Consider the following 20043-nt stretch of genomic DNA (forward strand, 5'->3'; position numbering starts at 1 on the left):
CTTAGAGCAATTCACTGTTTCAATTTTTTAAACATCCGATGGGAACAACGAGGATACCGTCTTCGCGCTTGTAGGCATATTGTCCTACGCCGGTTAAAACCATTAAAAACGCCGGTTCTTTCATTTTTACGGTGTCGATTTTATCCCGCAGTTTTAAAAGATTGACCGCCCCTTCATTGATAAAATTATCGCCGCCGAGTTTTATTTCAATCAAGCCGTAGGAGCCGTTTCTTAAATGAAGGACGGTATCGCATTCGAGGTTCGCATTATCCCTATAGTGATACACCGAACCGTCAAGGCTTTCGGCAAAAACGCGCAAATCGCGTACGCACAGTGTTTCAAAAAACAATCCGAATGTTTTTAAATCGTTTATAAGGTCTTCAGGCCCGATTCCCAAACTCGCTGCGGCAATGGACGGGTCTACATAGTATCTGGTGTCCGATGTTCTGATTGCGGCCTTTGAGCGGAGATTCGGATTCCATGCGGGCATATCTTCCACAACAAATATTTTTTTTAAGGCGCTGATATATGTTTGTACGGTATCTTCATTAACGGTTTCAACGTCGTTTGCCGCTATATCCTGAGCAATTAGCGTATAGGCGGCTTGACTGCCCTGATTTCTTGCATAGGACTGCATGATTTTTTTTACGCGCTCGGGATTTTTATTGATGCCGTCGGCACGGTTTATGTCCGATTTGACAACCGCGTCATAATAGTCGAAAGCTTGCTGTAAGGCGGCTTCTCTTTTTAAATCGACTGATTGAGGCCAGCCGCCGCGGCAGACAAGAAAAGCCAGCTGTTCGATAGAAAGTTTGTTTTCACCGTCAATATTCACATTTCCGGCAAACAATTCTTTAAGGCTGACTTCACCGCTCGATTCGAGCGATTCATACAAACTCATAGGTCTCATTGTCAGCCATGTAAACCTTCCGGTTCCCGAATGGGTTATTTCTTTTGTGTCGGGCGGTACTGCCGAACCGGTAAGGATAAACTGCCCCGTTTTGCCGCGCGTGTCGACTTCGTACCTCACCGCATCCCACAAAACAGGGGCTATTTGCCATTCATCGATGAGGCGCGGCGTATCTCCTTTTAAAAGCCGCTGAGGATTGAGTTTTGCAAGATTTATGTTTTGTTCTTTTGTTTGCGGATTATCCATCCTTAAAACACTGCCGGCTTTTTGAAGGGCGGTTGTCGTTTTACCGCACCATTTAGGGCCTTCAATCAATACCGCCCCCTTAGCTTCAAGCTTTTTTTGCAGCATTTCATCTACAATGCGGGGTTTATAGGATTTCATACCTACATTATACAGTTTTTCGGCGTTTTGTAAAGATTTTTTTCGGCGTTTTGTAAGGTTTTTTTTCGGCGTTTTGTAAAATTCAAATGCTGCACAAACAGCCGAAAAAACGCTTTACTCGGAATCAAAATCGATAAGGGTACGCACGGGAGTCGGCGCCAACACTTCTCTGTGTTTTAAAAAGGGCAGCCCGACCACGCCGAAAAATTCGGCAACGGAAGCACCGGCCTGTTCCAATATCGTTTTAACGGCATTCAGGGTTCCCCCGGTCGCTATTAAATCGTCAATAACCAAAATACGCTGACCTTCTTTTATGTCGCTTTTATGGATTTCGATTTCGGCGGTGCCGTATTCCAACTGATAACTGCATGACCATTTTTCGCCGGGAAGCTTGCCTTTTTTACGGACCAAAATCAGGGGTATTCCCATACGGTCGGCAAAGGGAGCTGCAAAAATAAAGCCCCGCGATTCCACACCTGCAACGGCATCTATTTTTTCATTGCGGTATATATCGACCATCGCGTCTATACAAAAGCGGAAAGCTTCGGGGTTTACCAAAATGCCCGTAATATCGTAAAACAAAATACCCGGCTTCGGAAAATCCGGCACACGGCGCAAAGCGCGGTCAAGAATCGTTACGTCCATAAAGCTATCATACTATTTTAGCGTACTCATTGCAATACGCTTTTCCCGTATCTTTTTTAAAAAAGCGCAGAGTTTTTCCTTTTCGCCCTCTTGGATTAAGAGGCGCAGTTTTGCAAGAGATTGTTCGAATTGTCCGATATGCAAAAGTAAAGCTTCATCGTTTTCACAAAAAAGTTCCGTCCACAAGGGGGCGTTAATCATTGCAATACGGGTTAAATCCTCGTAACTGCCCCCGCCGAATGCGGTAATTTCCGTATCTTCGGCACTGTCTACAAGGGCGGAGGCGATAACATGGCAAAGCTGGGAGGTAAAGGCGATTTTACGGTCGTGGGTTGCCCCGTCGGTGTGTATAATGCGGCCGAACCCCATAGCCTTTATAATGCGCAGCAGAGTATCGGAAGCGGACTTATCCTGCACAGGAGAACTTATTACAATATAATTGCGTCCTGTAAATATATCGGCGGACGAATGTTCATAACCTTCTTTTTCGCTTCCGGCCATGGGATGACCCAAAATAAGATGCACGTCGCGCCGCTTAAATGTGCCGATCCGTTTTTCCGCCGCTTTTTTTACGCCGCCTATGTCGGTTATCAGGGCGCCCGCTTTAAACGAAGCTTCATGCTTTAATATAAAATCGGCGGTAAGACGGGGATACAGGCATATAAACACAACATCGCAGTTCTCAAGCATATTGCCTGCCTGCTCGGCCGTAAACGCTTCATCTATCGTGCCGTCGGCAAGGGCTTGATTCAGCACCTGTCCGTTTGTGTCGCAGGCGAAAATCTTCGACGCTTTAATATCCTCATCGGCACAACAGGCTACGGAATCGGGTAATGAAGCGCGGCTGAAACGGCGCACAGCCTTTGCTAAAGAACCGCCCATAAGACCCAAGCCGACAAAACCGTATACTTTCACAGGGAGCGCCCCTCAGCTTGCGCATATTTTTTTAATGACTGCATAATTTCATCGAATTCGAAAGGGGTAACGGCCTGTTCTCCGTCGCAAAGGGCGCATGAAGGGTTGTTGTGCACTTCAATCATCACACCGTCCGCCCCTACGGCAAAGGCGGCTTTCGACAGGGTATGCACCATCCAGTTTATGCCGCATGCGTGGCTCGGATCTATAATCACGGGCAAGTGCGTTACTTTTTTAAGGTAGGGAACGGCGCTTACGTCAAGGGTATTGCGCGTGTACGAATCGAAGGTGCGGATACCGCGTTCGCATAAAATAACGCGCTCGTTTCCCGATGCCATAATGTATTCGGCGGACATAAGCAGTTCTTTTATCGTAGCCGAAAGACCGCGCTTAAGCAAAATCGGTTTGCCGCAGCCGCCCAGCTCTTTTAATAAATCAAAGTTTTGCATATTGCGCGCGCCGACTTGAATCACATCCACATCGCGGAATTCGTCCAAATGCCTGATATTCATAAGTTCGGTTACAATCGGAAGCCCCGTCGCTTTTTTTGCGGCTTCCAAAAGCCGGATGCCTTCGGCGCCCAAGCCCTGAAAGGCATAGGGAGAAGTACGCGGTTTAAAAGCCCCGCCGCGCAAAAAGCCCGCACCGCTTTTTTTTACTTCTTCGGCAATCGAGGTAAGCTGTGCTTCGCTTTCAACCGAACAGGGGCCGGCAATAACGGCAAAACCTCCGCCTCCGAAACGGCGGGAAGATGCCGTATGCGGGGAAACTTCCCCTGCCGAATCCGGCAAACCGCATTCTATGACCGTATCGTCCGGATGGAATTTGCGGTTGGCCATCTTATAGGGCTCCTGCACGCGAACAACCTGAGCGACAACGTCATGAGCGCGTAACGTTTCCTCGCTCATACGCGAAGTATCTCCTATGAGCCCTACAATCGTAGTATTTTCTCCGCGCGAAACGTGAACATCGGTTCCCTTTGTTTTTAAAAACGCAAGAAAATCGTCCAAGTCTTTTTCGTTTGTACGAGGTTTTATAACGATAATCATAAGCTCCCCCTTGAAATATAAATCAATTACAAAAACCGCACGTATTCATCATTACGTACGCAGTGCGCTTTTTTTAAATCCGCTCACCCTGGCCGAAGCGGTGGTATTCCACGGGCTGGTATCCCCGCGTTCAAGATAGCGGTATCCTACTCCGGCAATCATTGCACCGTTGTCGGTACATAATTTAAGAGAAGGAAAAATACAGCGCAAATCGCTCCGCTCGGCAAGAAGGGCGCGAAGGCGCGAATTGGCGGCAACGCCGCCGCCTGCGACAATCGTTTTTAAGCCCGTATCGTCAACGGCTTTAAAAAGACGGCTTAATAAAATCTTGACCGCCGTTTCCTGAAAAGAGGCGGCAATATTTTCGGGCGTTTTTTCAAAATCGGGATTCCAAAAACGGTCGATTTGATTTATAACGGCGGTTTTTAAACCCGAATACGACACATCGTAGCAAAAGTCTCCCTTATGAAGAGAGGGAAGCGGGAAATGAGCCGCCTGAGGGTTGCCGTTTTTTGCAAGCTTATCTATAATAACACCCCCCGGATAACCGAAACCGTAAAATTTTGCCACCTTGTCGAATGCTTCTCCTGCGGCATCGTCAACCGTTGTGCCGAGCACCTCTATGTCGTCAAAGCCGGATACCTTGCAAATAATACTGTGGCCGCCCGAAACCAAAAGTCCCAAATACGGATATTCGATATCCTGCTCAAGATGGGCGGCATACAAGTGGCCGAGCATGTGATTTACCGCAATAAAGGGTTTATTAAGCGACCATGCAAGGGTCTTTGCAAAGGTCAAGCCGACCAAAAGAGAGCCCATAAGACCGGGACGGTTTGTTGCGGCGACCGCATCGATATCGGATACGTGTAAGCCTGCTTCATCGAGGGCGCGGCGCACTACAGGTAAAATCCATTCGGCATGTTTGCGGCTTGCAATTTCGGGCACAACGCCATTGTATATTTCGTGAAAAGGAATCTGCGTCGCGACAACGTTGCTTAATATATGCCGCCCGTCTTCGACTATAGCGGCCGACGTTTCGTCGCAGGAAGATTCTATACCCAATACTTTCATATATGCCTCTTTATTTTTTCATACGGCTGAGCGTCGTAAATACATAGCCTTGCTTTTGCAAGTCCGCGTACATTTCATTCAGCAATGCGGCAAGGGGCGGTGTCTGTACATGTCCTATCATAATCGCATAGCCTTTTTTGTCGGCAATGGCAAGCCCCTTTTCAATCATCGCACGCATTTCCGCCTTTACCGGCTTATTGTCCAAAAAAACGTCCCGTTCCCATATATGCATACCGCGCTCCATAGCCGCAAAGGGAGCCTGTGTTTTTGAACTGGTGCGCGAATCCAAAAAAATGATTTTTTCGTCTATGCACACATCAAGGACCGCTCCGATAAGATTGCGGTCGGCGGTAATAAGAGAACCCTCGTGGTTGTTCATTCCCGCAATAGGCCCTATTTCGGCAATATTTTTACGCACAATGCGTGCGGCTTCTCCGGTAGTCATATCGGGCTGAATGGAGCCGGGACCCGGATTGATTGAAAGGTCTACGGCCTGCATGGGCTGATGTAAAAACACTTCTTTTCCGGCCGCTCTTACGGCATCGGCGGTTGTCTTCGATTCGGGCAATCCCGGCAGCACCGCAATTGTGATGGGAAAGGGCAGCTGTAAAAAAAGCTTTGCCTGTTTTAAACTGTTTCCCGCATCATCGAAAATAAAGATAAGCTTACCGCTTTTTTTAGCGGGAGGCTGTACCGGCGGCGGTTTATCATCCGGCTTTTTCGGGCTGTCCGGCACCGCGGGAACAATCTTATCGCTCGGACGCGGCGCAAGTGCCAAAGCGTCTCCGGAAGAAGTACCTTTTTTTTCCGTTTGGACCGAAGATGGAGGCGTTTGCAATTCTCCTGTCTGTTTTTTTGAAATTTCGGTTGAAGCGGTCTGAGAAGCGGGCGGCGTTTCGGTATGGACGCCTGCTTGTTCTTTAGGAGTTTTTTTCGGATTAAGCGCTATACTGAAAAAAAGTACCGCAAAGCCTGCAATAATTAAAGCCGTACCTATAAGCGCTGATTTTCGCTTGGAAATTTTAACTTGCGGAGATTTTTTTTTCATACAGGAATTTATAATAACCTTTTATAAAGCCGCTGTCAATCGGAGCTTTTAACGCTTATAAAACGGCACATTTATTTAAAACTTTTCGCATGTTTGCCCGTCCCCGCATTTCAAGCTGACGTACAGCTTCGGCGGATATGCCTAATTTATAGCTGATTTGCCGCAACGTGATTTTTTCACCGTTTATAGAAGCTCTGTACTTATTTAATAACACCAAGCATTCGCGTTTGGGTAAAAGCCGAATTAAATTTTCACATTGTTCTTGGCTTATTCGATTTAAAATCTTTGTTTCGGGCGATTCCGACGAGTCCGGCAATAAGTCGGAAAAAGTTACTTCTCCGGCAGGATCGACTTTTTCCTCTAAACTGATAACGGCATATTTGTATTGAAGCAGTTTTTCTACGGCTTTTTCTTCCATGTTTAAAAATAATGCAAGCTCCCGTATTGTCGGATTACGGTGAAAGTGTTGCCGCAATTCTTCTTCTGCAGTTACAAGCATGCGTATTGATTCTTCTTTCATCGCCGGCAAAGGAATTGCCGTATCTTTTAAACGTATATATCGCGTTATATGTTGGACAATCCACATATATGCATAAGTTGAAAATCGTGTGTTAAAGGAAGGATTAAATTTTTCAACTGCGGTCATCAGTCCCATATTTCCTTCTTGTATAATATCCATAATGGGAACGGATGTGTTTACATATTTAAATGCAATTGAAATAACTAAACGTAAATTGGCATTGATAAGCGTTTGCGCGGCTTTTTTATCTCCCCTTTGGATTTTATACGCACATATTTTTTCTTGCTCGGGCGAAAGCAAAGGAAACTTTTTTATTTGATTAATGTACATACGATAAAGGTTTTGTTCCATATCTATTTCTCCCGTTTTCTATTACAAATATATGCAAGAACCGTGCCAAAAAATAAAACGGAGAAATATTTTTATTTCTTTATATTATATAAAAATAAAATATCTTTGAAAAAGAAAAAAACAAAATATACAAAAGTATACGCTATAATTGTATGATTTTGTAGACAGTTTTTGTTTTATATTTCAATGGGATAGCGGTAACAAAAACCTCTGTTATCTCTAAAAATATATGCATTTTTGGAGGTTTCAACCCGCATATCGGAAAAGCGTGAATGCAATTGCAGTAAATTAAACTTTCCGCCTCCGCCCGGTATATCCACACTGTATACGGGAGTAGACAGTCCCGATAATTCCGCCCGTAATTGTTCATATAATTTTAATCCTTCATCAATCGGAACGCGGAAATGAGAGGTTCCCGGAGCCAAATCGCCCTGAAAAAGATAGCCCGGCTTTATACCAAGTAAGGTTAATTCGGTAAACAAATCGCTAAGCACACTGAGGTTGTCGTTAATGCCGCGCAAAAGTACCGTTTGACTTTGCATCGGTATTCCGTTTTCCGCAAGCGCGGATAGGGCAGCATGGGCTTCGGGGGCAAAATCGGGAGAAAATTCGGCGGCATGGTTTATATGAGGAATAAGCCACAGCGGTTTATAAGCTTTTAGTAAGGCAAGCAGGCGCGGCGTAAAGCGTTCGGGCGCAAATACGGGGGCACGCGTACATACGCGGATGAGCAAATCGGCTCGGCAAGAGCGTAAAGCGCCCAATAAAGCTTCAAGCTGCGTATCGGAGCCGGTCAAAGGGTCGCCGCCCGATAAAAGCACTTCCCGAACTTCACTGTGCGCCCCGATATATGCACAAAGTTCATCTATTTGCGCAGCGGAGGCAAACGGATAATCGAGGGCGGAACTGTTGCGGCGAAAGCAATAGCGGCAGCGGGCAAAACAGCGCCCCGTTGTTACAAAAAGGCAGCGGTTTTTATATTGATGAATAATGCGGTTTTTGTACTGCCCGTTTTTATGTTCGGTATTTTTACCGCATTCCGCGTGTACACTGTAAAGGGCCGAGCCGAGAGGATCATCGTTTTCATAGGGCAGCACAATGTTTTCTTTGTTCGAGGCGGCAAGTTGTTTCCGTAAGGCGTTCAATGCCTGCCCCGGCTTCGAATCCTGCGGGGATTTAAAAAGGGCGTGCTCAAGAGCCGCCTCAAGGCGTTCCATGACGGAACGCCAGTGGGGACTGATTTGTTCAATCATTATATATTATAAATTACAATATAAGTTAAAAACCGGGAGCTACGTTAAAAACTGTGTTTGTAGCTGAGCGCGATGCGGCTAAAATACCATTCGCGGCCGGTAAAGCCCAAATCTTCAATGAACATTTCTTTTGATTTTGTATATTCTTTTGCAAACCGGCGGCGGCTTGAAAATTGGAACTGGGTTGTAAGCGCATCTTTTTCGGAAAATTTAAAAACAAACACGGGACTTACCGCAATTTTCATAAAACCGGGATTCATATGATGATATTGTTCGGCAAAATCTTTTTTTCCGTTAAACTGGCCGTCAAGCTCCGTTTGAACGGCGACGGTGTCCAATACGGGTACAAGCGGCATTTGGTATCCGATAATAAAGTTTGCTCCATACTGCCAGCCGTTGATTTTTTCACCGCTTCCCTGATACAGCCAAGGATTGCCGTTTTCGCCGTCCGACGTAATGCCGCGGTACATCACCTTGTAGGAATTATAAGTAATCACGTGATTCCAATCTCCCGGTACAACGGCGGCAAGGTCGAACATAAAGGCACCCTGAAACCATGCATCCCAGCGCGCGCTCTTAAAGGGAAGACTTTCATACGAACCGTATTTTTTTAATGTATCATCGTATTTAAGCGGATTCCATTTTGCAAGACCCTGAATGCCGATAAAATCCCACGCGGCGCCGATAGACGTTCCGGCCGAAAAATTCAAAAAGGCAATAGGTGTAAAGCTTATTCCCAAAGCGGGGGCAATAGATACGGGACTTAATTCAAAATCCGCGTAAAAACGAAGTTTGTTGTCTTTTACAAGCGCATTTTCTCCGAAGGGAACGGGAATCGTATAACCGGCGGTTCCCGTTACACGGAACTCCAAACCGCTGTAAATACCGGTCATCGGCGCAAAATGAGCCTTTCCCGAAGTTCCGCTTTTATACGCGCTTTTGGGATAATAGGCAAAATCCGTTGTAACCGAAAAATCCCAGGGACTTTTTTCCTCGGCACTTTCGGCATATACGATGCCGAATAAAGCGAAAACCGCCAAACATACAAGTAGTGTCTTTTTCATACTGTCTCCCATAAAAGTCAAAAAAAGTGTCGCTTTCGATTGACTTTTTACGCACGTTCGCAGCGAAGTGAGAACGTACATATAATATACAAGTTTGCAATAAGCAAACTCGGCAAGCTGAAAGCCGCGCCGGCCGTACGCTGTTCAGCTTACATCCTTAACCCCCATTATCCCGTAAAAACGGCTTTTATTCTAGTAGCGAAGCAGGTTCTTCAAAAACATCTTTTTAGATGTTTTATCGATTTGACTAAAATACGGGAATTTTGTATTTTATGTATACACTACAAAAAAGGAATATATTTATGGAAAGAAAAATAAAAACATCGGTTACCGGATTTCCCGCACAAGACGGAGCGGGAGTCAATTTAGTCCGTGTATTGGGACACGGTACGACAAGCGATTTTGATCCGATTTTAATGCTCGATTCGTTCGACAGTACAAATCCCGACGATTATACGGCGGGTTTTCCCATGCATCCGCATCGGGGTATTGAAACCGTCAGCTATGTATACAAGGGAAAAATGAAGCACAAAGACAGCCTCGGTTTTGAAGATACGGTTGCAGACGGTGAAGTACAATGGATGACAGCCGGCAGGGGCATCCTTCACGAAGAAAAACTGCCTGCAAGCGAACGGCTTTTGGGGGTGCAGCTGTGGCTTAATTTGCCGGCGGACAAAAAAATGGTACCGCCCGAATACCGCAGTATAAAAAATGCGGAAATAAAAGAAATTCCTTTTACAGACGGCTATATACGGCTTCTTGCCGGCACTTATAAAGAACACAAGGGATTTCAAAGCAAATACCTGCCGCTCAATTACTACGACATTACGCTCAATGCGGATGCGGAACTGACGCTTGATACGGCATATGAGGATTCCGTTATGCTGTTTACCCTTCTTTCCGACGTTTTTGTAAACGGTGAACGGGTAAAAGAAAAAACCGCGGTAAAATTAAGCGAAGGCGATTCCGTTACCGTAAAGGCCGCAGACAAAACGGCAAAAGTGTTGTTTATCGGCTCAACGGCATTGCACCAGCCGATTGCATGGGGCGGCCCTATAGTTATGAACACAAAAGCGGAATTACAGCAAGCCTTTGCGGATTTGGAAAACGGAAATTTTATACAATAGCAGCTTACGAGCATATCGTAAATAGAAAATTTGAGTATAACCTGCGGTTATACAGTGATATAAGGAGAACTATATGGAATTTATACAGTCTTTGGAAAAGCGCAGAAGCTATTATAACATTACAAAAAAACTGCCGATTGCAATCGATGAGGTCGGTTCCGTAATAAAAAAAGTAACGGAAGCGGTACCCGATGCCTTTAATATGAAAAGCGCCAGGCTTGTTACGGTATTCGGTGAAAAGCATGATTTGCTTTGGGACTCGATATATGAGGTTTTTAACGGAAAAGTTCCGCGGGAAAAAATCGATTCTTTTAAGGCGGGAGCCGGTACCGTTCTCTTCTTTTACGATGAAAAAACGGTAAAAGCACTGCAGGAAAAATTTGCAGCCTATGCGGCAAATTTTCCGGTATGGGCAAATCAGGCAAACGGAATGCTTCAGCTTGCCGTTTGGACAGCTTTGCGTGAAAAGGGAATCGGAGCTTCATTGCAGCACTATAATCCGGTTATCGACGAAAAGGTAAAAGAGCTTTTTTCCGTCCCCGCAGAATATATACTGCTTGCCCAAATGCCTTTCGGCGGAATCGGAAGCGAACCCGAACCGAAAGAAAAAGAAAATATCGACACAAGAGTAAAAATTATAATATAGCGGTTTGTGCCTATGTATGTAACCTGTCTTGATTTGGAAGGAGTTTTGGTTCCCGAAATATGGATTGCCTTTGCCGAAAAAACCGGTATAAAGGAATTGCGGCTTACCACGCGCGATATAAACGATTACGATGTGCTTATGCACAAGCGTTTGGATATTTTAAAAGAGCATAAACTCGGTTTGAGTGCGATTCAGGATGTAATCGCTCAAATCGATCCGATGCCGGGGGCAAAGGATTTTTTGGATGAGCTGAGAACACGCTGTCAGGTTATTATTTTATCCGATACCTTTACGCAGTTTTCGCTTCCGCTTATGAAAAAGCTGGGTATGCCCCTTATTTTTTGCAACGAATTGATTGTCGATTCGGACGGTATGATAAGCGGCTATAAACTGCGCCAACAAAACGGAAAGTATCATGCAGTCTGCGCTTTGCAGTCAATCGGGTTCGACACGATTGCCGCAGGAGATTCGTTTAACGACCTTGCGATGATAAAGCAAAGCCGAAAGGGCTTTTTGTTCCGCGCTCCGGAACACATTATTGCCGAAAATCCCGCAATCCCGGCTTTCAGCGAATACGGCGATTTATTAAAGGCGATAAGCGAAACGCTTGCCCAAGCTTAAAAACGGCGGGCTTGTAAAATCCGGTACACCGGAAAAACGTGCAGCTTGCTGCCGGATTTCGGGTGTGCCGCCTGCCGCGTCTTAAAAAAGACCCGAAATATGCCCGTCGTTGTCCACATCTATGGAACAGGCGGCCGGTATTTTAGGTAAGCCGGGCATGGTCATCATGTCTCCTGCAAGCACCGTCAAAAAACCCGCCCCGCTCTTAAGCAATACGTCGCGTACCGGAAACACATAGCCTGAAGGGGCGCCCAAAAGATTTTTATCGTGGCTGATTGAATTCTGTGTCTTTGCAATGCAGACGGGAAGATGTGCCCAGCCTGCGGCAGTATATTCTTTTATCTTTTTTAAAGCGGCGGGCGAAAACTCTACCCTTGATGCGCGGTATATATTGCGGGCAATTTTTTCTATTTTGTCCGTAAAAGAATCTTCGGATTTATAGAGGGGCGTAAAACGCGCGGATGCGGAATCGCACAAAGCAGCAACAGTGCGGGCAAGGTCTGCCGCTCCGTCTCCGCCCTTAGCCCAGCCTTCACAAAGAACTGCGGGAGTCCCGTCTTTTCCGCACACCGTAAGAGAGCGGCACGCACCAAACAAAGCTTGCAGTTCTTCCTCCGTATCGCCTGAAAAGCGGTTTACCGCAACGACGACGGGAACGCCGAAAGAGCTCATATTTTCTATGTGAACGCGCAGGTTTTCAAAGCCGTTCAGCATTGCGGCCGGATTCGGTTTTTCCAAGTCGGCTTTGGATACGCCGCCGTGCATTTTAAGAGCGCGCACCGTCGCAACGATAACGGCGGCATCGGGCGCAATTCCGGCAAGCCTGCATTTTATATCCATAAATTTTTCAGCACCCAAGTCGGCGGCAAAGCCGGCTTCCGTAACGGTGTAATCGCCTAAGGCAAGGGCGCACAGGGTTGCATTTATACTGTTGCAGCCGTGAGCTATATTTGCAAAGGGGCCGCCGTGCACAAAGGCGGGCGTATGTTCAAGCGTTTGCACCAGATTGGGACGAAGCGCATCTTTAAGAAGGGCTGCGGCGGCTCCTTCCGCACCGAGCTGTTTTAGATACACGGGTTCTTTGGCATAGGTTTTTCCGATAAAAATATTGCCCAGCCTGTTTTTTAATTCGTCAATCGATTTTGAAAGGCAGAGAATAGCCATAATTTCGCTTGCAACGGCAATATCGAAATGCTCTTCACGCAGAACGCCGTCGGCAGTACCGCCGAGTCCTATCAGGACATTGCGCAATGTGCGGTCGTTCAAATCAAGACAACGCCGCCATGAAATACTGCGCGGATCGAGGTTCAGAGCGTTTCCCTGCTGAATATGATTGTCGATGAGAGCCGCAATCAAATTATTGGCGGCGGATACGGCGTGTATGTCGCCCGTAAAATGGAGGTTTATATCCTCCATCGGAACGATTTGTGCATAGCCTCCGCCGCATGCACCGCCTTTGATGCCGAAACAGGGGCCGAGTGAAGGTTCTCTCAGCGCAAGCACGGCTTTTTTACCGATTTTCCGCAGCCCGTCGGCAAGAGCGATGGATACGGTGGATTTTCCTTCTCCGGCAGCGGTCGGTGTAAGGGCGCTTACCAAAATAAGTTTGCCGCGCTTGTTTGCAGGGGTTTCCATAAGGCGGTACATTGTCTTTAAATTAATTTTAGCCTTATAGGTTCCGTATAATTCATAGTCGGCGGCTTGTAAACCGAGTTTTTGCGCAAGCTCGTGAACGTTCTCCATTGTCCGGGAGTGTGCAATTTCAATATCCGAAAGCATACAATCAGTATAAAATATATGCCGTTTTTGTGGAAGTGGGAAAAAGCCAAAAAGATTTTTGTGTTTTTGCATCGCTTATATACAGTTCATTTTGTACTGTATATAAGCTGACGGTCTTTTATCGCAGCGTTGCATACATAACGGCTTTTATCGTATGCATGCGGTTTTCGGCTTCATCGAATACAACCGATTGCGCAGATTCAAACACTTCGTCCGTTACTTCCATTTCGGTTATGCCGAAACGCTGTGCAATATCGGCGCCTACGGTTGTATTTGTGTCGTGGAAAGACGGCAAACAGTGCATAAAAATCGCCTTGTCCGCCGCCCGCTTCATCAACGCGCCGTTTACTTGATATTTTTTCAAAAGTTTAATGCGCGATTCCCAAACTTCTTCTTTTTCGCCCATTGATACCCAAATATCCGTGTATATGACATCGGCATTTTTTGCACCTTCATCGATATCTTCCGTAAAACGAAGACGGGCGCCGGTTTCGGCTGCAATTTTTTTTGTTTTGTCAATCAATTCCTGTTTAGGCCACAAGTCTTTAGGAGCACAAGCGGTAAAATGCAGTCCCATCTTTGCGCAGCCGATCATAAGCGAATTGGCTACATTATTACGGGCATCCCCCATAAAGGTAAAATTAATGCCTGCAAGCCGGCCTTTTTTTTCTTCGATTGTCAAAAGGTCGGCCAATACTTGGGTCGGATGAAAATCGTCGGTTAAGCCGTTCCACACGGGAATACCGGCGTAGCGGGCTATATCTTCTACAATCGTTTGCGAAAATCCCCGATATTCGATGCCGTCATACATTTTGCCCAAAACTCTGGCAGTATCCGCAATGCTTTCTTTTTTTCCCATTTGACTGGATTGAGGATCCAAAAAAGTAACGCCCATACCCAGATCCATTGCGGCAACTTCAAATGCGCAGCGTGTACGTGTCGATGTTTTTTCAAACAGCAATACGATATTTTTACCGGTTAGATGACGGTGCGCCACCCCCGCGGATTTAAGACGTTTTAATTCTTTAGCCAAATCAAGTAAATACCTGATTTGTTCGGGGGTAAAATCGAACAGCTTTAAAAAGCTGCGTCCGCTTAAGCTTATTCCCATAGTTATACTCCTTTTGACCTTACAAGAGGCATGCTCATACAGCGGGGGCCGCCGCGCCCGCGCGATAATTCCGAACTGAGTATCGGGTGCAGCTTTATTCCGCGTGCATCGAGCAGTTCGTTTGTTATATTGTTCCGCTCGTAGACGATAACTTCACCCGGAGCGATACACAGGGTGTTTGAACCGTCGTTCCACTGTTCGCGTTCCGCCGCTATTTTATTTCCTGCGCCGCAGTGTATCAGCGATACGGCATCCAGTTTTAAATAGGAAGCCAATATCCGCTCCAAAGATCCTTGTACCTGTTTTATGTTCACACCGCCGCCGGATGCGGCTTTCAGTTCAAATACTTCCAAAGTACGCAAAATTCCCGGATGAACGACGAATATATCGGTATCGACTTGGGTAAAAACCGTATCCAAATGCATAAAGGCCCGTTTTGCCGGAATCGTAAAGGCGAGGACGGTGTCTATTGCAGAATCGTTATCTGCAAATAAATTGCGCGCCAAAGCTTCAACGGCATCCGCGCAAGTACGCTCGGAAACGCCGACTGCAATAATATGCTCGTTCAAATTGGTAATGTCGCCCCCTTCAATATGAAAGGGATCCGTGCGTTTGTAATATTGTTTTACATTTTCTTTAAAGTCGGGATGGTGGTTAAAAATATATTCACTGTAAACGGTTTCGCGCTTCCGCGTAACGGAGTACATGCTGTTTATGCAAATTCCTCTTCCGATTGCAGCGGTAGCGTCGCGGGTAAAATACAGGTTTGGCATGGGGTCGATAATAAGCTTATCATGATTTTTTATGTGATTTTCAAGAGAGTTAAAAACGCTGCCGTTTAATTCGTTTAGGTTGATTCCTTCCATAGTTTTTAAAACCAATTCTTTATTATCGGGAATCCGCATTAAAAAATCGAAAACGGCTTTTTTATATTCCTTTGTATATATGCGGGCTTCAAAAAGGTATTGTTCCAAAAAACGCTTTTTTATTTCCTCCGACATATCGAGTACTTCGGCCATAAGATTTTCAAGATAGACGACTTCTATCCCTTTTTGTCGAAAAATATCGGCAAAAAGGTCGTGCTCTTTTTGAGCCGCCGCCAAATAGGGAATATCGTCAAACAGGAGGTTTTCAAGATTCGACGGTGTAAGGTTCAACAATTCGTTTCCGGGGCGGTGTAAAAGCACTTTTTTTAAAGGCTTAATTTCGCTTGTTATCTGTATTGCAGACACGGCCGGCTCCCCTACATCACTTCAAGAAAGGGAACCAAAATTAAGTGCAGGGTGTTTTTAAGCACGGTTAAAACGGCATGGGCCAGGCTGAGCCGGGCGGCCGTAAGGGTTTTATCGCCGGCGCTTACAATCGGGCAGTCGTGATAAAATTTGCTGAATGCTTTGGCAATATCGTATGCATAACCTGCAATCAAAGCCGAATCGAGGTTTTCGGCGGATTTTTCCAATACGCGCGGAAAAGAAGCGATAAGCTTTATTAAATCCCATTCGGCTTCGTTTTCCAACAGAGCGCATGCTTTTTGAAAATCCTCCGTACTCATCTCATAAGCCGACTTTAAGCCTTCTTTTTCGGCCTTGGCAAGAACCGAACAAATGCGCGCGCCCATGTATTGAAGGTAGGGCCCCGTGTTTCCGTTAAACGAAAGAGATTCTTTCGGATTAAAAATCATATCCTTAAGCGGCGACACTTGAAGCAAAAAGTAATGCACGGCCGCCAATGCCACCTTTTCGGCCACCTCTTCGGGATTTCCGACCGCTTCTTCCCGTCCCTTTGCGGTAATTTCTTTAAGGGCTTCGTCGCGCAAATCGTTCAACAAATCGTCGGCATCGACAACGGTACCTTCGCGGCTTTTCATCTTGCCTTCGGGCAAATTGACCATACCGTAGGCTAAGTGATAGAGCTTTGTGTACCAATCGTAGCCGAGTTTTTTCATTATGTAAAAAAGAACTTTAAAGTGATAAATCTGCTCGCTTGCAACAACGTAAACGAGTTTATCGAAAGCCCATTCGGCATGCCGGTTTATTGCCAAGCCTATATCCTGCGTCATGTATACGGTAGTGCCGTCCTTCCGCAGCAGCACTTTTTTATCCAAATTGATTTCGGCAAGGTCTACCCACACAGCACCCTCGGCGTCCTTGTAAAAAATACCCTGCTCCAAACCGCGCAAAATTTCTTCACGCCCTTTCAGATAGGTATCGCTTTCAAAAAACAGTTTATCGAATGAAACGCCCGTTCTTTCGTATGTTTGTTTAATACCGGCGATGGCCCAGTCGTTCATGCGCTTCCACAATTCGCGAACGGATTCTTCACCCTTTTCCCATTGTACAAGCATTTCCTGCGCTTCGGTTTCCGCTTCGGGGTGCGCTTTGGCGTAGTCGTTGAATTCGACGTAACAATCGCCGACAAATCGGTCGCTTTTTACGCCGCAGCTTTCGGGCGTATCGTCGGCTTTTCCGGCTTGACCGGAAGCGGTATAGGCTTCAGCCGTGTGCAGTTTTTTATAGGCGAGCATGGACTTACAAATGTGAACGCCGCGGTCATTGATAATATTCGTTTTAAAAACGTCCGCCCCCTGAAAGCGCAAAATGCGGCTTATGCTTTCGCCTATAGCGTCGTTGCGCAAATGTCCCAAATGCAGGGGCTTGTTTGTGTTCGGACTGGAAAATTCAATCATCACCTTTTGCCCCGCACAACGCGGCTTTCCCTCATCGTTTAAGGCGCCGTAACAATCTTTTTGCTCAAACACCGTTTGCAATACCGCCGCACTGACCGCAGCCTTATTCAAACGGATATTTATATAGGGACCTACGGCGATAAACTCGCCGGCTTCGGCGGCTTCTTTTTGAAAATCGGCGTTTATAATGCGAAGCACTTCCGCCGCAATTTGAGGCGGCCCCATTTTGAAATTTTTAGCAAAGCCGAACAGGGGAATACCCACATCGCCCATCTTGGGGTCGGGAGGGGTTTCCAAAAGCAGGGAAGAAAGTTCAACCTTCGGCATGTCGATTGCTTTTTCTTCGGCAAGTTTATTTAAAGCGGCTGCCGTAACCGAGCCGCATACACGTGCAAAATTAACCATAGATTTTTCCGTTATACAGTAAGATACATAGTAAAATACACGATTACTCTAAAGTGATATGCCCTTTTTGTCAAGGGAAGCGCCGCAGCCGTTTGGCCACGGAATATAATTTTCAAAAGTTGACAAAAAACTTATATTTACTTATAATAACTTATGTGATAAAAATTGAATGGAAAGTTAAGGCGGCGAAACAATTTTGTAAGCTTTCTCAAGCTCAACAAATACAAATTGCAAACGGAATTGATACCCTATATAATTTTCCTGTAGTTAAAAATGTCAAAGCTTTAAAAAATCATACTTATCAGTATCGACTCCGGATCGGCCGCTTCCGAGTCTTATTTAATTTTTATAAAGCGATTGAGATAATTTCAATCGAGGAGGTAAAAAAAAGAGATGACAACACTTACTGACGTCCAATTTATCAAAAACTCCGCCGGTGTACCTGAATATGCGATTATTCCTTTCGATGCATTTAAAGCCTTGACAAAGACAGTCCAATCGGTGCAGGAAGAAAAAACAATTCCGCATGAAATAATAAAAACTATAGCTCATCAGGGTATAAGTCCCATACAGGCATGGAGAGAGTTTTTAGGTTTTACGCAAGCTCAGGTTGCCGCAAAAATGAACATAAGTCAAGCGGCATATTGTCAAATGGAAAAAGCCGCAAAAATCCGTAAGGCAACAAAAAAGAAAATAGCTGATGCGCTTGATATAGACGTGAGTCAAATCGATATCGGATAATGCACATACTCCGAATACAAGAGGATAATTTTGACACGGATTGATTTTTTAGAGCAGTTGAAGCCGATTTTATTTCCGAAATTTTATTCGGTTAAAGATATGCAAAATAACGAATTGATTTTTCTCGATTGCGGCGGACAAAAAGTTTCTCCCGGAAAAAGAAAAATAGATAAAACGCAAACGGAAGCCTTTTATAATCACGTTCACTTTTGGGATCGCGTTAAAGCGGCTGAAAAAGAAAAAATCACCGCATTCGGTACGGACATTGTGCATAATTTGCTTGAAAAATTGACCGCCCGCTATAAAAACGGAAAATTCGTCGTATACTTGCAGGTTAATTCCGAAGGAGCGATAATAAGATTCCATCAAATATGGAAAGATGAGCCGCCGTATTACGACTGTGCCTATTTTTCAGACATTACCGAATTCACAAATGTGAGTTGAAGGGCGGCTGTCATCTTATACGATACGGTTACCGTTTTTGCGCCCTTAGAGACACTTCAATTTCCACCGGATTATGGTCGGCATACATAAAGTTTTCGTTTAAGGTGCGCACCGATTTTACTTCCACATTGGGCGATACGATAAAACCGTCTATGATGTAATATTGCCAATTTTTGCGCAGATTTTCATCCGCAAGCGCTTGGGCATATATGCCGTTATTTAAGCGGCATGAAGGCGCTTTATCGTCGGCGGCAAAACGCCATCCTTCAGGCAAAATCGAAGCATCCATAACGGCCGCCTGCCATACGCCCGCAACTGCAGGATATGCGCTCAAATCAAGACCGGGAAAGGTTTGATTAAAATCGCCGCCGGCAACGATAAAGTTTCCTTTTGCATATTCGGCGATTAAAAAATCCGTTAACGCTTTCGTTTGGGCGATTTTTCCTTCTCCTTCGTCGTATGCTTCCAAATGGAGGTTCACCAAAACCAGCTCTTTACCCGAAGCGAGGGGAAACCTGCTTACAAGCAAACATCGCTTTAAGTTTGCAATTCTAACCGGCCATTTGAAGGGTACCGGTAAAGCATATCGCAGAGCGGATTTGGCTGAAAACTGTGAAAAAGTCGCCAAACCGCTTACCACACGTCCTATCGGAGGAAAGGGGAAGGGAACAAAAAAACATCTAAAATTGCACGTATATACACCGGGAAGGCGACAGTGCTGCAAAATTACTGCGGCTTGGTCGATATAAAAAGACCGCCTTGAACGCAGATCTATTTCCTGCACCAGCAAAACATCCGCATCGATACGGTTTATCGTGTTTACAATACCGTCCAGATTTTCCTGTACCGCCTTTTTTGAAGGAGGACGTACCATAGTTCCTCCGTCCATAAAGAAATCCTGTTTTGCACCGAGTCCGGCATAACCGATATTCCATGTTACTATGCGGATGTTTTCCGAAGACGCAAGCAATCGTTCGGATCGGTTGTGTTCGAATTCGGTGTCGGAAGCGTAAATGCTGTTTGCAGCTTCCGTATCATCCGGATTGAATTCGGTAAGGGTAAGGGCTAAAATCATTAAAGCAAATAAAAAACATAAGCCGCCGATTACGGCAGTTATTACAATGCCTATTGATTTCAACGTTTTAAAAGTTGTACATTGGTTTTGTCTTTTCATACTTGTATTATATCACATAAATTAATTTATTGCATAAAAAAAAGATCCGAATAGGGATTTGACAAGAAAGCCTTCTTGTGATATTTTTTAAAGTGAATT

20 protein-coding genes are annotated in these 20043 nt (G+C 45.4%); 6 read left to right on the top strand and 14 right to left on the bottom strand.

Annotated features, from left to right (window positions below):
- Positions 1-19 precede the first annotated feature (19 nt).
- The 9 genes from H0R92_RS09270 to H0R92_RS09310 form a co-directional block, all read right to left on the bottom strand.
- Complete coding sequence (locus H0R92_RS09270) at positions 20-1294, bottom strand: ATP-binding protein (protein WP_432963625.1); 1275 nt, start codon at positions 1292-1294, stop codon at positions 20-22.
- 114 nt (positions 1295-1408) lie between these two features.
- Complete coding sequence (locus H0R92_RS09275) at positions 1409-1939, bottom strand: adenine phosphoribosyltransferase (protein ID WP_428770582.1); 531 nt, start codon at positions 1937-1939, stop codon at positions 1409-1411.
- Between the two features lie 12 nt (positions 1940-1951).
- On the bottom strand, positions 1952-2854 hold the full coding sequence (locus H0R92_RS09280; protein WP_432963629.1) for a prephenate dehydrogenase: 903 nt from the start codon (positions 2852-2854) through the stop codon (positions 1952-1954).
- Entirely contained in the window at positions 2851-3903 is a 1053-nt protein-coding gene (gene aroF, locus H0R92_RS09285) for a 3-deoxy-7-phosphoheptulonate synthase (RefSeq protein WP_432963632.1), read from the bottom strand. Before aroF ends, H0R92_RS09280 begins: the two co-directional genes overlap by 4 nt.
- A 51-nt stretch (positions 3904-3954) precedes the next feature.
- Positions 3955-4974 (bottom strand): tRNA (adenosine(37)-N6)-threonylcarbamoyltransferase complex transferase subunit TsaD, encoded by a 1020-nt coding sequence (gene tsaD, locus H0R92_RS09290; RefSeq protein WP_432963635.1) that lies wholly within the window; start codon positions 4972-4974, stop codon positions 3955-3957.
- A 10-nt stretch (positions 4975-4984) separates the two neighbouring features.
- Positions 4985-6022, bottom strand: a complete 1038-nt coding sequence (locus H0R92_RS09295; protein ID WP_432963638.1) for a divergent polysaccharide deacetylase family protein — start codon at positions 6020-6022, stop codon at positions 4985-4987.
- Between the two features lie 55 nt (positions 6023-6077).
- Positions 6078-6893, bottom strand: a complete 816-nt coding sequence (locus H0R92_RS09300) for a sigma-70 family RNA polymerase sigma factor (protein WP_432963641.1) — start codon at positions 6891-6893, stop codon at positions 6078-6080.
- Between the two features lie 176 nt (positions 6894-7069).
- Positions 7070-8146, bottom strand: a complete 1077-nt coding sequence (locus H0R92_RS09305) for a KamA family radical SAM protein (RefSeq protein WP_432963644.1) — start codon at positions 8144-8146, stop codon at positions 7070-7072.
- Between the two features lie 44 nt (positions 8147-8190).
- Entirely contained in the window at positions 8191-9210 is a 1020-nt protein-coding gene (locus H0R92_RS09310; protein ID WP_432963647.1) for a hypothetical protein, read from the bottom strand.
- 302 nt (positions 9211-9512) lie between these two features.
- On the opposite strand from H0R92_RS09310, the gene H0R92_RS09315 reads away from it, so the two are divergent.
- The 3 genes from H0R92_RS09315 to thrH all read left to right on the top strand — a co-directional run bounded on the left by H0R92_RS09315 (position 9513) and on the right by thrH (position 11604).
- Positions 9513-10337, top strand: coding sequence for a pirin family protein (locus tag H0R92_RS09315; protein WP_432963650.1), 825 nt, complete (start codon positions 9513-9515; stop codon positions 10335-10337).
- 73 nt (positions 10338-10410) lie between these two features.
- The gene (locus H0R92_RS09320) at positions 10411-10983 is read left to right on the top strand and encodes a nitroreductase family protein (RefSeq protein ID WP_428770563.1); all 573 of its coding nucleotides are present in this window, start codon (positions 10411-10413) and stop codon (positions 10981-10983) included.
- A 12-nt stretch (positions 10984-10995) separates the two neighbouring features.
- On the top strand, positions 10996-11604 hold the full coding sequence (gene thrH / locus H0R92_RS09325) for a bifunctional phosphoserine phosphatase/homoserine phosphotransferase ThrH (protein WP_432963756.1): 609 nt from the start codon (positions 10996-10998) through the stop codon (positions 11602-11604).
- An 81-nt stretch (positions 11605-11685) separates the two neighbouring features.
- Here the strand turns inward: thrH and H0R92_RS09330 are convergent, their stop codons facing one another.
- The 4 genes from H0R92_RS09330 to argS form a co-directional block, all read right to left on the bottom strand.
- The gene (locus tag H0R92_RS09330; RefSeq protein ID WP_432963654.1) at positions 11686-13383 is read right to left on the bottom strand and encodes a formate--tetrahydrofolate ligase; all 1698 of its coding nucleotides are present in this window, start codon (positions 13381-13383) and stop codon (positions 11686-11688) included.
- 118 nt (positions 13384-13501) lie between these two features.
- A complete protein-coding gene (gene argF, locus H0R92_RS09335) occupies positions 13502-14494 on the bottom strand; it encodes an ornithine carbamoyltransferase (protein WP_432963657.1) in 993 nt (330 codons plus the stop codon).
- Between the two features lie 2 nt (positions 14495-14496).
- Entirely contained in the window at positions 14497-15726 is a 1230-nt protein-coding gene (gene arcA, locus H0R92_RS09340) for an arginine deiminase (protein WP_432963660.1), read from the bottom strand.
- An 11-nt stretch (positions 15727-15737) separates the two neighbouring features.
- On the bottom strand, positions 15738-17585 hold the full coding sequence (argS, locus tag H0R92_RS09345) for an arginine--tRNA ligase (protein ID WP_432963663.1): 1848 nt from the start codon (positions 17583-17585) through the stop codon (positions 15738-15740).
- Between the two features lie 155 nt (positions 17586-17740).
- Here argS and H0R92_RS09350 point away from each other — a divergent pair, with 155 nt between their 5' ends.
- Genes H0R92_RS09350 through H0R92_RS09360 form a run of 3 tightly spaced genes read left to right on the top strand, consistent with a single transcriptional unit; the run spans position 17741 to position 18770 of the window.
- Entirely contained in the window at positions 17741-17995 is a 255-nt protein-coding gene (locus H0R92_RS09350; protein WP_432963666.1) for a type II toxin-antitoxin system RelE family toxin, read from the top strand.
- On the top strand, positions 17979-18326 hold the full coding sequence (locus tag H0R92_RS09355) for a helix-turn-helix domain-containing protein (RefSeq protein ID WP_432963669.1): 348 nt from the start codon (positions 17979-17981) through the stop codon (positions 18324-18326). Before H0R92_RS09350 ends, H0R92_RS09355 begins: the two co-directional genes overlap by 17 nt.
- A gap of 30 nt (positions 18327-18356) precedes the next feature.
- Positions 18357-18770, top strand: coding sequence for a hypothetical protein (locus H0R92_RS09360; protein WP_432963671.1), 414 nt, complete (start codon positions 18357-18359; stop codon positions 18768-18770).
- A gap of 28 nt (positions 18771-18798) precedes the next feature.
- Here the strand turns inward: H0R92_RS09360 and H0R92_RS09365 are convergent, their stop codons facing one another.
- Complete coding sequence (locus H0R92_RS09365; RefSeq protein WP_432963674.1) at positions 18799-19944, bottom strand: endonuclease/exonuclease/phosphatase family protein; 1146 nt, start codon at positions 19942-19944, stop codon at positions 18799-18801.
- Positions 19945-20043 lie beyond the last annotated feature (99 nt).

The organism is Treponema sp. OMZ 840, from assembly GCF_050937815.1.
Classification (GTDB): domain Bacteria; phylum Spirochaetota; class Spirochaetia; order Treponematales; family Treponemataceae; genus Treponema_C.